Source organism: Mycobacterium liflandii, assembly GCF_022354805.1.
In the GTDB taxonomy this organism is placed as follows: domain Bacteria; phylum Actinomycetota; class Actinomycetes; order Mycobacteriales; family Mycobacteriaceae; genus Mycobacterium; species Mycobacterium marinum.
Window position 1 is genome coordinate 223,871 of sequence record NZ_CP023138.1, and the last position, 12,698, is coordinate 236,568.

Genomic DNA, 12,698 nt, shown 5'->3' on the forward strand with positions numbered 1-12,698 from the left:
ACGACACTCCCGTCCGGTTTGCCGTCCGGTTTGCGGTCCGGTTCACCGTCCGGGTCGCGGTCCGGGTTGCCGATCGCCGCTTTGCGCCGGACCCGGACGGCCCAACGGTGGTTTGCCCTTGGGCCTTTTTGTCCGAGGCACCGATCGCGGTAGAGTTCTTTGCGTGCAGCGGGTGCTCCTCCTCGGACGCCGCGACGGGGCCTGATCCAGACCGGCTTCCCGTCGCGGGTGTTCGCGATGCGCCGGTCTGAAGTTCCTTCTCGCCACCCCCGGAGCAACTACCGTGACAAACTCTTCGCAAGCCCCTGGTCCCGACGCCTTCACCTCGGCGCGCACCATCGTCAAACCCGCTGGCCCACCGTCGCCGGGCCAACCCGTCTGGAACCCCCAGCGAGCCTCCTCGATGCCGGTCAACCGTTACCGGCCGTTCGCCGAGGAAGTCGAACACATCCGGGTTACCGACCGCACCTGGCCCGACCGCGTCATCGACCGCGCCCCCCTGTGGTGCGCGGTGGACCTGCGTGACGGCAACCAGGCACTGATCGATCCGATGAGCCCGGCCCGCAAGCGGCGCATGTTCGACCTGCTAGTTCGGATGGGTTACAAGGAGATCGAGGTCGGCTTTCCCTCGGCCAGCCAGACCGACTTCGACTTCGTCCGCGAGATCATCACCGAAGGCGCCATTCCCGACGACGTCACCATCCAGGTGCTGACTCAGTGCCGCCCCGAGCTGATCGAGCGCACGTTCGAGGCGTGCGCTGGGGCGTCGAAGGTGATCGTGCACTTCTACAACTCGACGTCGATCCTGCAGCGCCGCGTGGTGTTCCGCGCCGACCGGGCCGCGGTAGAAGCGATCGCGACCGAGGGCGCCCGCAGATGCGTCGAGGAAGCGGCCAAATACCCCGACACCCAGTGGCGCTTCGAGTACTCACCGGAGTCCTACACGGGCACCGAGCTGGAATACGCCAAACAGGTGTGCGACGCGGTGGCCGAAGTCATCCAGCTCACCCCGGAAAACCCGATCATCTTCAATCTGCCCGCCACCGTGGAGATGGCCACCCCGAACGTCTACGCCGACTCGATCGAGTGGATGAGCCGCAACCTGGCCAACCGGGAGTCGGTCATTCTGAGCCTGCATCCCCACAACGATCGCGGAACCGCCGTCGCCGCAGCCGAATTGGGCTTCGCCGCAGGCGCCGACCGGATCGAGGGCTGCCTGTTCGGCAACGGCGAGCGCACCGGCAACGTGTGTCTGGTGACCCTGGGGCTGAACCTGTTCTCCCGCGGCGTGGACCCGCAGATCGATTTCTCCAACATCGACGAGATCCGGCGCACCGTGGAGTACTGCAACCAGCTGCCGGTGCCCGAACGTCACCCCTACGGCGGGGACCTGGTCTACACCGCGTTCTCCGGCAGCCACCAGGACGCCATCAACAAGGGCCTGGACGCGATGAAGTTCGATGCCGACGCTGCCGATTCCGACATGGACGACATGCTGTGGCAGGTGCCCTACCTGCCCATCGACCCCAAGGACGTCGGACGCACCTACGAAGCGGTGATCCGAGTCAACTCGCAGTCCGGCAAGGGTGGGGTGGCCTACATCATGAAGGCCGACCACGGCCTGGCCCTGCCACGACGGCTGCAGATCGAGTTCTCGCGCGCGATCCAAGAGATCGCCGAGGGCAGCGCGGGCGAAGGGGGCGAGGTCTCGCCCAAAGAGATGTGGGACGCGTTCGCCGAGGAGTACCTGGCGCCGGTGCGCCCGCTGGAGCGGATCAAACAGCGCGTCATTGCCGCCGAGGAAGATGGCGGCACCACCAGCATCGACGCCACCGTCAAGATCGACGGCAAAGAGACCGAGATCAGTGGCTCGGGCAACGGTCCGCTGGCCGCGTTCGTTCACGCGCTGGGCACCGTCGGGTTCGACGTGGCCGTGTTGGACTACTCCGAGCACGCGATGAGCGCCGGCGACGACGCTCAGGCGGCGGCGTACGTGGAGGCCTCCGTGGCCGGCAAGACGGTGTGGGGCGTGGGCATCGCGCCGTCGATCACCACCGCGTCACTGCGGGCCGTCGTGTCGGCGATCAACCGGGCGTCGCGCTAGGCGTCAAAGTACGCGGGTAGCAGCCGGTCGACCAGTGCGGCCGGGTCGTCGCCGGGCAGGGTGAGGTGGCTGAAGACGTAGCCGTTGAGCAATCGGCTCAACTGATCCATCTGCTCGGGCGTCGGGGCAAAGCCCGCGGCCTCGAAGATCAGGGTTGCCGACTTCACCGCGGCACGCTGCAACTCCACCAGGAACGGCTGCAGCTCTGGCCGTCTCGTGCCCTCCATGAACAGCTCGAACCTCGCCAGGGTGTTGCGGCGGAACTGTTCATCGGGGTCGGTGAGCATCTTCGTCATCAACGCTTTGACGCCGTCTCGGGACAACGACCCGACCGCGGACCGCAGCACCTGCACTCGCTGCCAATGCAAATCGACGGTGCGCGATGCCGTGGCTTCGAGCAAGGCCTGACGCGTGCGGAAGTAGTTCGATGTGGTGCCGGCGGGCAGACCCGCGCGATCGTCCACCTGCCGATGCGTAAGACCCCCGACACCGACGTCGGCAAGGATGTCGATCGCGGCGTCGAGGATCTGGGCACGGCGTTGCGGATTCGGCGGCATCAGTCTTTGTAGCGCAACCGCCAGAACATCGTCAGGAATGCCGGGTACACCGCGATCAACAGCAGGTAGCTGAACCACATGGGAAACCAGCTGACGATGGACAGATCCCGGACCACATAGGACATGTAGATGTGCAGCGGCACGCTACCGGCGATGTAGACGATCGATGCGGTGAAGAAGGCCCGATGCCGACCATTGGCGAACCGCACCCGGGGCCACACCAGGATGCCGGTGATGGCCGCATACGTCATCGGGATCAGCAGGATTCGGTCCGTGGCCACGGTCGCCACGTACTTCAGGGTGAGTTCGTCTCCGAAGATCACCCGGTAGACGTGCAATGCGAACCCGAGCGAGATGGTCAGCATGGCCGCCTGGCGGAAGAAATAGCCGTGCCGGCGGTAGGCGCTCTGCCGGGACGACTTGTCTACTACGGATGCAGTGGTACTCATGGCGCGACCATAACACTACGTCCGTAGTGGTACAAGAGTGTTGGCCTCAGAAGAGCGCGAACTGTTCTTCGACCAGAGTGTGGTCGGTGAATTTCTCGGCACTGGTGCCGCCGAGCACACAGCCAACCCGGTCCATGAACTGCGTGTCGGTAAGCACGGGCACACCCAGCTGCCGGGCGTGGTAGCCCTTGCCCTGATCAGGGGCGTCTTCGTTGCACACCACCAGCGATGTCTCCCGGTCGACGCCATCGCTGTAGGCCAGTCCGGCATGCAGGATCCGTTCGACGAGCTCCTCATGGGTTCGGCCCACCTCGGCGGCCAGCGCTACCCGCATGCCCTGGACCAGCGGCCGGTCACAGACGTAGCGGCCCGGGTTGAGGTAGGGGCAGGGCATCCGGGAGGCCAGCGCCTTGAGCGGGCGCAGTTCGTCGTGGGTCACCCGGCCGTTGGGCCACCGGCGCCGGGTGACCGGATGAATCGGCAGCCAAACGTCGCGTTCGTGGGCCCGTTGCAGCGCCGGTGCCAGGATCCCGCTCAAGACCAGTGCGTCGTCGAAAGCGTCGTGCGGCCGTTCCTGGGTCACGCCCCAATGTGCGGCCAGCGTCTCCAGCCTGAGGTTGTCGATTCCGAGTTCCAGCCGCCGGGCCAGCTCGACCGTGCACATGACGGAATCCACCGGCAGCTCGGCATCTGTCAGTTCAGCCTCAGCGGCCAAAAACGAGTAGTCGAACGCGGCATTGTGGGCCACCAGCGTGCGGCCGCGCAGTAGCTCGGTCAGATCACCGACAATGTCGGCGAACTGAGGCTGGTCTTCGAGCATCGCCGCGGTCAGACCGTGCACGTGGGTTGGGCCCGGATCCACCCCGGGATTGAGCAGGCTGACCACGGAATGCTCGACATTGCCGGCTGCGTCCAGCCCAAGCGCGGCGACGCTGATGACCCGGGCGTGCCCCGGCCGAAATCCCGAGGTCTCGACATCGACGACGGCCCAACCCTCACCCGGGTGGCTGGCCGGCCGTCCCCAGTTCTGGCTCACACGATGAGAATGGCACGTCGGGCCGACATCACCGGCGTCGTTGCGCCTCGTGTCGGCCTCAACTTGGGGACGGCCCGTTACTTGGCCACGACCCGCTGCACTCGGCCCCCAGCGCCAAGGTTGCGATCGCCCTTAAACTGCCCGGGTGATAACCGCCCGTGCCCGGCTAGCCCTCGCCGCAGGTTCGAGCGCGCGTTGGGCGTCTCGAGTCACCGGTCGCGGAGCCGGTGCGATGATCGGCGGCCTGGTCGCAATGACCCTGGACCGCTCGGTGTTGCGCCAGCTCGCGAGCGGTCGGCGCACCGTCGTCATCACCGGCACCAACGGCAAATCGACGACCACCCGGATGACCGCGGCCGCCCTGAGCACCCTTGGCGCCGTCGCCACCAACGCCGAGGGTGCCAACATGGACGCCGGCCTGGTGGCCGCGCTGGCCGCCGACCGTCGTGCCGGACTCGCGGCGCTGGAAGTCGACGAGATGCACGTCCCGCACGTGTCGGACGCCGTCGAGCCGGCGGTCCTGGTGCTCCTGAACTTGTCCCGGGATCAGCTGGACCGCGTCGGCGAGATCAACGTGATCGAACGCACCCTGCGGGCCGGCCTGGCCCGCCACCCGAACGCGGTGGTGGTGGCCAACTGTGACGACGTCCTGATGACCTCAGCGGCCTACGACAGCCCCAACGTGGTGTGGGTGGCCGCCGGCGGTTCCTGGTCGAACGACTCGGTGAGCTGCCCGCGCAGCGGCGAGGTCATCGTTCGCGAACCCGGGCACTGGTACTCCACCGGCGCCGACTTCAAACGGCCCAGACCACAGTGGTGGTTCGATGACGAAGCCGTGTACGGGCCGGACGGACTGGCGCTGCCGATGCGGCTGGCGCTGCCCGGCGCGGTCAATCGGGGAAACGCCACCCAAGCGGTCGCGGCCGCCGTCACGTTGGGCGCGGATCCGGCGTTGGCCGTCGCCGCGGTCGCCGAGGTCGACGAGGTCGCCGGCCGTTACCGCAGCTTCGCTCTCGGCCGCCACCAAGCACGGATCCTGCTGGCCAAGAACCCGGCCGGCTGGCAGGAAGCGCTGTCGATGGTGGACGAACGTGCCGCCGGAGTGGTCATCTCCGTCAACGGACAAGTGCCCGACGGCGAGGATCTGTCCTGGCTGTGGGATGTGCGCTTCGAACATTTCGCCGAGGCGTTCAAAACGACCCCGGTGGTGGCCGCCGGTGAGCGCGGCACCGACCTGGCGGTGCGCCTGGGTTACGCGGGCGTGCAGCACACCCTGGTGCACGACACCGTGGCGGCCATCGAGTCTTGCCCGCCGGGACCGGTGGAGGTGGTCGCCAACTACACCGCGTTCCTCCAGCTGCAGCGGAGGTTGACGCGCAATGGCTGACTCTGTGGTCCGGATCGGCCTGGTGTTGCCCGACGTGATGGGTACCTACGGTGACGGCGGCAACGCCGTCGTGCTGCGCCAACGGCTACGCCTGCGGGCCATCCCCGCCGAGATCGTCGAGATCACCCTTTCCGACCCGGTACCGGATTCCTTGGACCTGTACACGCTGGGCGGCGCGGAAGATTACGCGCAGCGATTGGCCACCCGGCACCTGCTGCAGCACCCGGGACTGCAGCGCGCGGCCGGCCGGGGCGCACCCGTGCTGGCGATCTGTGCGGCCGTCCAGGTACTCGGGCATTGGTATGAAACCTCATCGGGCGAACGTGTCGACGGTGTCGGCCTGCTCGATGCGACCACCTCTCCGCAACAGACCCGCACCATCGGTGAGCTGATCAGCAAGCCATTGCTGCCCGGGTTGACCCAGCGGCTCACGGGTTTCGAAAATCACCGCGGAGGTACCGTTCTGGGCCCAGCGGCATCGCCGTTGGGTGCGGTGGTCAAGGGTGCGGGCAACCGGGCGGGCGATGGCGTTGACGGCGTCGTCCAGGGCAGCGTGGTCGCGACCTACATGCACGGGCCGTGTCTGGCCCGCAACCCCGAGCTGGCCGACCTGCTGCTGAGCAAGGTGGTCGGAGCGCTGGCGCCGCTGGAGCTACCGGAAGTGGAATTGTTGCGCCGAGAGCGGTTGTCGGCGCGCTAGCGCCGCCCGCCGAACTCAGACCATCGCGCGGCGGCCGGTCAACGCGCGGCCCAGGGTGAGTTCGTCGGCGAACTCCAGGTCACCACCCATCGGCAGCCCCGACGCGATCCGGGTGACGGTCAGGCCGGGGATGTCGCGCAGCATCCGCACCAGGTAGGTGGCCGTCGCCTCGCCCTCGGTATTGGGGTCGGTGGCGATGATCACCTCGGTGATATCGACGCCGTCGACCCGATCACCGATGCGAGTCAGCAACTCGCGGATTCGCAGCTGCTCGGGACCGATCCCGGAAAGCGGATCGAGCGCCCCGCCCAGCACGTGATAGCGACCGCGGTATTCGCGGGTTCGCTCGACGGCCTGGATGTCTTTGGGCTCTTCGACGACGCAGACCAGGGCCCCGTCCCGGCGCGGGTCCGCGCAAATGCAGCAACGCTCGTCATCGGAGACGTTCCCGCACACAGCGCAGAAGCGCACCCCGTCCCGGACCTTGGCCAGCACGGCGGTCAGCCGGTCGATGTCCGGCGGCTCAACCGACAAGAGGTGAAACGCGATGCGCTGGGCACTCTTGGGGCCGATGCCCGGCAGCTTGCCGAGCTCGTCGATCAGATCCTGAACGGGTCCCTCGAACATGCCGGGGCCGGTCAGACCCCCGGGGCACCCGGCATGCCTGGCATACCCGGTGCGCCCGGGGCACCCGGCATACCTGGCATTCCCGGCGCACCCGGCCGTGGCGGCATTCCCGGCGCTCCCGGCGCTCCTGGGGCACCGGGCGCGCCGGGCGGGCGCATCGCGCCGGCCAGCGCACCCAGGCGCTCCTGCGCCATCTTGGTCACCTGCTGAGACGCATCGCGCATGGCACCAACGATCAGGTCCTGCAGCGTCTCTATGTCGTCACGGTCGACCACCTTGGGGTCGATCGTGACCCCGACCAGTTCGCCGCTGCCCCTGACAGCGACCTGGACCAAGCCGCCACCGGCTTGACCGTGTACCTCGGAATTGGCCAGCTGTTGCTGGGCTTCCAGTAGCTTCTGCTGCATCTGCTGTGCTTGAGCGAGCAGTGCCGACATGTCGCCGCCGGGTTGCATGACAGTCCCCTAGCATCTTGGTCTCGAGTTGGTTTCGCCTGCGGTTGTATGGCGATTTGAAACAACCAGCCTAGACGGCGCGGCGTTACCGTTGCGCAGTGGACGTAGGAGTCAGCCCGCGTGTCGGGATCGCCATGGTCATCGGGATGCTCGTAGCGGCGTTGACACCCCTGCTCCCAACGGCGGCCGCAGCCCCTTCCAACATCGCCGGCATGGTCGTTTTCATCGACCCTGGGCACAACGGCGCCAACGACGCATCGATCGGGCGTCAGGTCCCCACCGGCCGGGGCGGCACCAAGGACTGCCAGGCCAGCGGGACATCGAGCAACAGCGGTTACCCGGAGCACACGTTCACCTGGGACACCGCCCTGCGACTGCGCGCCGCGCTCAACGCGCTGGGCGTACGAACGGCGCTCTCCCGCGGCAACGACAACGCGCTGGGTCCGTGCATCGACGAACGCGCCAACACGGCCAACGCGTTACATCCCAACGCGGTCGTCAGCCTGCACGGCGACGGCGGCCCGGCCACCGGCCGCGGCTTTCACGTCAACTACTCGTCCCCGCCGCTGAACGCGGCCCAGGCCGGTCCCTCGGTGCAGTTCGCGCGGGTCATGCGCGACCAGTTGCGGGCCTCGGGTATTCCGCCGGCCAACTACATCGGGCAGGACGGCTTGTACGGGCGTTCGGATCTGGCGGGGCTGAACCTGGCCCAGTACCCGTCGATCCTGGTCGAGCTGGGCAACATGAAGAACCCCGCGGACTCGGCGCTGATGGAGTCCCCCGAAGGGCGGCAGAAGTATGCCAACGCGCTGGTCCGCGGGGTCGCGGGCTTTCTGGCCAGCCAGGGCCAGGCGCGCTAGCTTTCCAGCTCGGACTTGAGGTTGGCCAGCACTTCACCCTGGATCTTCTTCAAACCCAGCGGGGCAAACGTCTTCTCGAAGAAGCCCTTGACCCCGCCGGCGCCGTTCCAGGTGGCCTTGACGGTCACGCTGCAGCCCGGCACCGCCGGAGCCACCGTCCAGTTGATGATCATGGATGAGTTCGCATCCTTTTCGATCACCGTGTGGCCTGCGACATCCACGCCGACCTGCACGTCACGGACGCGCGACTTGGTCGCCTGCAGTCGCCACTTTGCGACGGTGCCCTGTCCCTGACCCCCTTCGAGCACCTGGTACTCGCTGTATTGCGGGGAAAGAATTTTCGGACGAACGTTCTGATAATCGGCCACTCCGGCAAGAGCGGCCGCAGGCTCAGCATTGATCAAGATCGTGCTGGCTGCGCTCACCTGTCCCATCAGGCGCAACTCCTCTGTCATGAATCGCGGTGCAGCCCACACACGGATGCAGGGGCTGTGGTCGGTGACTACGATATATGTGGTGCCTGGTACTGGATCTGGACTGTCCGCCCACACATCGGGCGTAGAGCGATTGCTGGCTAGCTATCGATCCATTCCCACGACCGCAACGGTCCGGTTGGCCAAACCCACTTCAAACCTGTTCCGCGCCCGCGCCAAACGCGATGTTCGGGGTCTGGACACCTCCGGGTTGACCGGTGTGATCAGCATCGATCCCGACGCCCGCACCGCCGACGTGGCCGGCATGTGCACATATGAGGACCTGGTCGCAGCCACGCTGCCGCACGGTCTGTCGCCGCTGGTGGTTCCGCAGTTGAAGACCATTACGCTCGGCGGCGCGGTCACCGGCTTGGGCATCGAGTCGGCATCGTTTCGCAATGGCCTGCCGCACGAGTCGGTGCTCGAAATGGACGTCCTCACCGGCGCGGGCGAATTGCTGACGGTATCGGCCGACCGGCACGCCGATCTGTATCGAGCCTTCCCTAATTCCTATGGCACGCTGGGCTATTCGACTCGGCTCAAGATCCTGCTGGAGCCGGTCAAGCCCTTTGTGGCGTTGCAGCACATCCGATTCGACTCGTTGCGGGCACTGGTCGCGGCGATGGAGCGCATTGTCGATACCGGGGGCCTGGACGGGATGGCGGTGGACTACCTGGACGGCGTGGTCTTCAGCGCCGACGAAAGCTACCTGTGCGTCGGTGTGCGGACCGCAACGCCGGGCCCGGTCAGCGATTACACCGGAAAAGACATCTACTACCGGTCGATCCAGCACGAGAGCGGCGTCAAAGCGGACCGCCTGACCACCCACGACTACTTCTGGCGCTGGGACACCGACTGGTTCTGGTGCTCACGCGCGTTCGGCGCGCAGAACCCGACGCTGCGGCGCTGGTGGCCGCGGCGGTACCGGCGCAGCAGCGCCTACTGGAAGCTGGTGGAACTCGACCAGCGCTTCGGAATCGCCGACCGGATCGAGAAGCGCCACGGGCGCCCCCCGCGAGAGCGAGTGGTGCAGGATGTCGAGGTTCCCATCGAGCGCACCCAGGACTTCATGACATGGTTTTTGGAAACGGTACCCATCGCACCGATCTGGCTGTGCCCCTTACGGCTTCGCGACAATGACGGCTGGCCGCTGTATCCGATCCGGCCGGACCACAGCTACGTCAATATCGGCTTCTGGTCCTCGGTGCCGGCCGGCGCCACCGAGGGGGCAACCAACCGGGAGATAGAGACGAAGGTGAGCGAGCTCAACGGACACAAGTCGCTCTACTCCGACAGCTACTACACCCGAGAAGAGTTCGATGAGTTGTACGGCGGGGAGTCGTACAAAACGGTGAAGAAAACCTACGATCCAGATTCGCGTCTGCTCGATCTCTACGCAAAGGCGGTGCAACGACGATGACTGCAACGAAAGAAGCCAACCAGCCCCCGAATGCCAACGGCGGCAGACTCAGTATTGCCGAGGTCCTGGCGATCTTCACCGCGACCGGCGGCCAGCCACTGAAGTTCAGTGCGTATGACGGCAGCACCGCCGGTTGCAACGACGCGGAAATGGGGTTGGAACTCACCTCCCCCCGCGGCACCACCTACCTGGCGACGGCGCCGGGGGAACTCGGCCTCGCCCGGGCCTACGTATCGGGGGACCTACAGCCCCACGGTGTGCATCCCGGCGATCCGTATGAGCTGCTCAAAGCGTTGACCGACCGGGTCGAGTTCAAACGGCCGTCAGCGCGGGTGCTGGCCAACGTGGTGCGCTCGATCGGGGTGGAGCATCTGTTGCCGATCGCGCCGCCGCCGCAGGAGACGCCGCCGCGGTGGCGCCGAATGGCCGAGGGCGTCCTGCACAGCAAGACCCGCGACGCCGAGGCCATCCACCACCACTACGACGTCTCGAACACCTTCTACGAGTGGGTGCTCGGGCCGTCGATGACCTATACCTGCGCGGTCTATCCGAACGAACGGGCAACCCTGGAAGAGGCTCAGGAGAACAAGTACCGGCTGGTCTTCGAGAAGCTGCGGCTGCGGCCGGGCGATCGCCTACTCGACGTCGGCTGCGGCTGGGGCGGGATGGTGCGCTACGCCGCGCGCCACGGGGTCCGGGTCATCGGCGCCACGCTGTCGGCCGAGCAGGCGACGTGGGCCCAACAGAAGATCTCCGACGAGGGGTTGGCGCAGCTGGCCGAGGTGCGCCACTGCGACTACCGGGACGTGGTGGAGACCGGGTTCGATGCCGTCTCGTCGATCGGAATGACCGAGCACATCGGCGTCCGCAACTATCCCGCCTATTTCGGCTTGCTCAAATCCAAGCTGCGCACCGGCGGCCTGCTACTCAACCACTGCATCACCCGCCACGACAACAAGTCGACATCCTTCGCCGGCGGGTTCACCGACCGCTACGTCTTCCCGGACGGGGAGCTGACCGGCTCCGGCCGCATCATCACCGAGATCCAGGAAGTCGGCTTCGAGGTGCTGCACGAGGAGAACCTGCGGCAGCACTACGCGCTGACGCTTCGCGACTGGTGCCACAACCTCGTCAAGCACTGGGACGTGGCGGTCGCCGAAGTCGGACTGCCCATCGCCAAGGTATGGGGCCTGTACATGGCGGCCTCGCGAGTGGCGTTTGAGCGCAACAACCTGCAGCTGCATCACGTGCTCGCCGCCAACGTCGACACCTGGGGCGAAGATGACCTGCCGCTACGGCCGTGGTGGACGGCCTAGGAGGAGATCGCTATGCCGCCAGACGATGCCGCCGCAACTTCGACAGGGCGCCGGGCCCGCAGGTTCGCGGTACGGCACTGGGTCGCGCTGATCCTCGTCGTGCTGGCGGCGATCTTCATCGCACAGAACCGCGAGCGCCCGCAGATGCACTTGCTGTGGGTCACCGTCGAGTCGCCCATGTGGCTGCTGCTGAGCGCCATGTTTGTGCTGGGCATCCTGGTGGGCCTGCTGCTGCGTCGACGCCGCCGGAAATGAGCCATGGCTTGCCCCGGGCGGCCGAAAAAGGCGTAGACGTGATCAGAAACCCGGTGGTTTCCGTCAGCGTCGGCGCCACGGCGATCGCGCTGGGATGGGGGCAGAGCCTATTCCGAAACGTGCAACGACTACCGCTGGTCGGGTCATGGGTGCGGCAAGGCATCGACGAACTGTCGCAGCGAGGCGACCGGTGGCTCGCGCAGAATGTGGACCCGCTCAGGGCGCGGGTGCTGCCGATGGCCGGCGATTTGGTGGATCTGGTACTCGACCAGATCGACCTGACCGCTCTGGTTCGCGAACGGCTTGATCTGGACGCCCTGGTCGCCGAGGTCGACATCGATGCAGTGATCAACCGGATCGATCTGATCACCCTGGCGGACAAGGTGATCGACGGTGTCGACCTGCCCGGGATCATCCGTGAGTCGACAAGTTCGGTAACGGCCGAGGTGATGACCGACGTTCGCAGCCAAGGCGAACGGGCCGATGACCGCGTCGCCAGGATCGTTGACCGGGTTCTGGGGCGTGACCGGGACGATCAGTGATCTCCTCCGATCCGGCGCCCGCCGATGGGCGTGCGGCCGGCATCGTCACCCGGGGGCTGGCAGCCGTCATCGATCTGGTGGTCGTTCTGCTGATCATGGGTGCGCTCTACCTCGGCCTGATCCTGGTCAAGCTGGTCTACTCCCCGGTGTCCTTCAGCCTGCCGGCGCTCAACGTTGTGTTTTCCACCCTGGTCACCTTTGTGGTCGCCGTCGGATACCTCACCGGCTGTTGGGCGGTTTCGGGGTGCACCGCCGGCGCGGTGATGATGGGGCTTCGAGTCGCCGGACGACACTCACATCGCCTACGCCCACTGGTCGCGACGCTACGGGCGATCGGCTGCGTTCTGTTCCCGGTCGGGTTGATCTGGGTTGCGATCGACCGGCAGCGAAGATCGTTGCAGGACATCGTGTTCCGTAGTCGGGTCGTTTATTCATGACCCCATGCCGCGACCGGCCCGGACGAACCGGTCTGACGCCGCGCAAGCACCCGGATGTCGCGCGGCACAACGGCACGCGC

Annotated in this window: 15 protein-coding genes; 9 read left to right on the forward strand and 6 right to left on the reverse strand. The window is 66.5% G+C overall.

Annotated elements, in window-relative coordinates; all coding sequences use genetic code 11:
- The first annotated feature begins 283 nt into the window (after positions 1 to 283).
- Positions 284 to 2,104 carry a 2-isopropylmalate synthase gene (gene leuA / locus CKW46_RS01095; protein ID WP_482052679.1) on the forward strand — a complete coding sequence of 607 codons (1,821 nt, stop codon included), beginning with the start codon at positions 284 to 286 and terminating at the stop codon, positions 2,102 to 2,104.
- Here leuA and CKW46_RS01100 read toward each other — a convergent pair.
- The 3 genes from CKW46_RS01100 to CKW46_RS01110 are packed head-to-tail and all read right to left on the reverse strand — an operon-like array spanning position 2,101 to position 4,146.
- Positions 2,101 to 2,661 (reverse strand): TetR/AcrR family transcriptional regulator, encoded by a 561-nt coding sequence (locus CKW46_RS01100; RefSeq protein ID WP_482052680.1) that lies wholly within the window; start codon positions 2,659 to 2,661, stop codon positions 2,101 to 2,103. The genes leuA and CKW46_RS01100 overlap by 4 nt on opposite strands.
- Positions 2,661 to 3,110 carry a hypothetical protein gene (locus CKW46_RS01105; RefSeq protein ID WP_015357546.1) on the reverse strand — a complete coding sequence of 150 codons (450 nt, stop codon included), beginning with the start codon at positions 3,108 to 3,110 and terminating at the stop codon, positions 2,661 to 2,663. The genes CKW46_RS01100 and CKW46_RS01105 overlap by 1 nt, the downstream gene beginning before the upstream one ends.
- A gap of 46 nt (positions 3,111 to 3,156) precedes the next feature.
- Entirely contained in the window at positions 3,157 to 4,146 is a 990-nt protein-coding gene (locus CKW46_RS01110) for a DEDDh family exonuclease (protein ID WP_482052681.1), read from the reverse strand.
- Positions 4,147 to 4,291: 145 nt separating this feature from the next.
- Here CKW46_RS01110 and CKW46_RS01115 point away from each other — a divergent pair, with 145 nt between their 5' ends.
- Positions 4,292 to 5,533, forward strand: coding sequence for a Mur ligase family protein (locus CKW46_RS01115; protein ID WP_482052682.1), 1,242 nt, complete (start codon positions 4,292 to 4,294; stop codon positions 5,531 to 5,533).
- Positions 5,534 to 5,537: 4 nt separating this feature from the next.
- The gene (locus CKW46_RS01120) at positions 5,538 to 6,233 is read left to right on the forward strand and encodes a type 1 glutamine amidotransferase (RefSeq protein WP_117435434.1); all 696 of its coding nucleotides are present in this window, start codon (positions 5,538 to 5,540) and stop codon (positions 6,231 to 6,233) included.
- Between the two features lie 15 nt (positions 6,234 to 6,248).
- On the opposite strand, the gene recR is transcribed toward CKW46_RS01120, so the two are convergent.
- Entirely contained in the window at positions 6,249 to 6,860 is a 612-nt protein-coding gene (gene recR / locus CKW46_RS01125; RefSeq protein WP_117435423.1) for a recombination mediator RecR, read from the reverse strand.
- An 11-nt stretch (positions 6,861 to 6,871) separates the two neighbouring features.
- Complete coding sequence (locus CKW46_RS01130) at positions 6,872 to 7,315, reverse strand: YbaB/EbfC family nucleoid-associated protein (protein ID WP_011741924.1); 444 nt, start codon at positions 7,313 to 7,315, stop codon at positions 6,872 to 6,874.
- A 98-nt stretch (positions 7,316 to 7,413) separates the two neighbouring features.
- On the opposite strand from CKW46_RS01130, the gene CKW46_RS01135 reads away from it, so the two are divergent.
- Positions 7,414 to 8,175 (forward strand): Rv3717 family N-acetylmuramoyl-L-alanine amidase, encoded by a 762-nt coding sequence (locus CKW46_RS01135; RefSeq protein ID WP_020785288.1) that lies wholly within the window; start codon positions 7,414 to 7,416, stop codon positions 8,173 to 8,175.
- Here the strand turns inward: CKW46_RS01135 and CKW46_RS01140 are convergent.
- A complete protein-coding gene (locus tag CKW46_RS01140; RefSeq protein WP_015357552.1) occupies positions 8,172 to 8,609 on the reverse strand; it encodes an SRPBCC family protein in 438 nt (145 codons plus the stop codon). The genes CKW46_RS01135 and CKW46_RS01140 overlap by 4 nt on opposite strands.
- Positions 8,610 to 8,688: 79 nt before the next feature.
- On the opposite strand from CKW46_RS01140, the gene CKW46_RS01145 reads away from it, so the two are divergent.
- Genes CKW46_RS01145 through CKW46_RS01165 form a run of 5 tightly spaced genes read left to right on the forward strand, consistent with a single transcriptional unit; the run spans position 8,689 to position 12,618 of the window.
- A complete protein-coding gene (locus CKW46_RS01145) occupies positions 8,689 to 10,068 on the forward strand; it encodes an FAD-binding oxidoreductase (RefSeq protein ID WP_499019358.1) in 1,380 nt (459 codons plus the stop codon).
- Positions 10,065 to 11,384 carry a class I SAM-dependent methyltransferase gene (locus CKW46_RS01150; RefSeq protein ID WP_015357554.1) on the forward strand — a complete coding sequence of 440 codons (1,320 nt, stop codon included), beginning with the start codon at positions 10,065 to 10,067 and terminating at the stop codon, positions 11,382 to 11,384. Before CKW46_RS01145 ends, CKW46_RS01150 begins: the two co-directional genes overlap by 4 nt.
- A gap of 12 nt (positions 11,385 to 11,396) precedes the next feature.
- Entirely contained in the window at positions 11,397 to 11,639 is a 243-nt protein-coding gene (locus tag CKW46_RS01155; protein ID WP_117435426.1) for an LPXTG cell wall anchor domain-containing protein, read from the forward strand.
- Positions 11,636 to 12,181: a hypothetical protein gene (locus CKW46_RS01160; RefSeq protein ID WP_172900612.1), complete on the forward strand. Its 546-nt coding sequence runs from the start codon at positions 11,636 to 11,638 to the stop codon at positions 12,179 to 12,181. The genes CKW46_RS01155 and CKW46_RS01160 overlap by 4 nt, the downstream gene beginning before the upstream one ends.
- On the forward strand, positions 12,178 to 12,618 hold the full coding sequence (locus CKW46_RS01165; RefSeq protein WP_117435427.1) for an RDD family protein: 441 nt from the start codon (positions 12,178 to 12,180) through the stop codon (positions 12,616 to 12,618). Before CKW46_RS01160 ends, CKW46_RS01165 begins: the two co-directional genes overlap by 4 nt.
- Positions 12,619 to 12,698 lie beyond the last annotated feature (80 nt).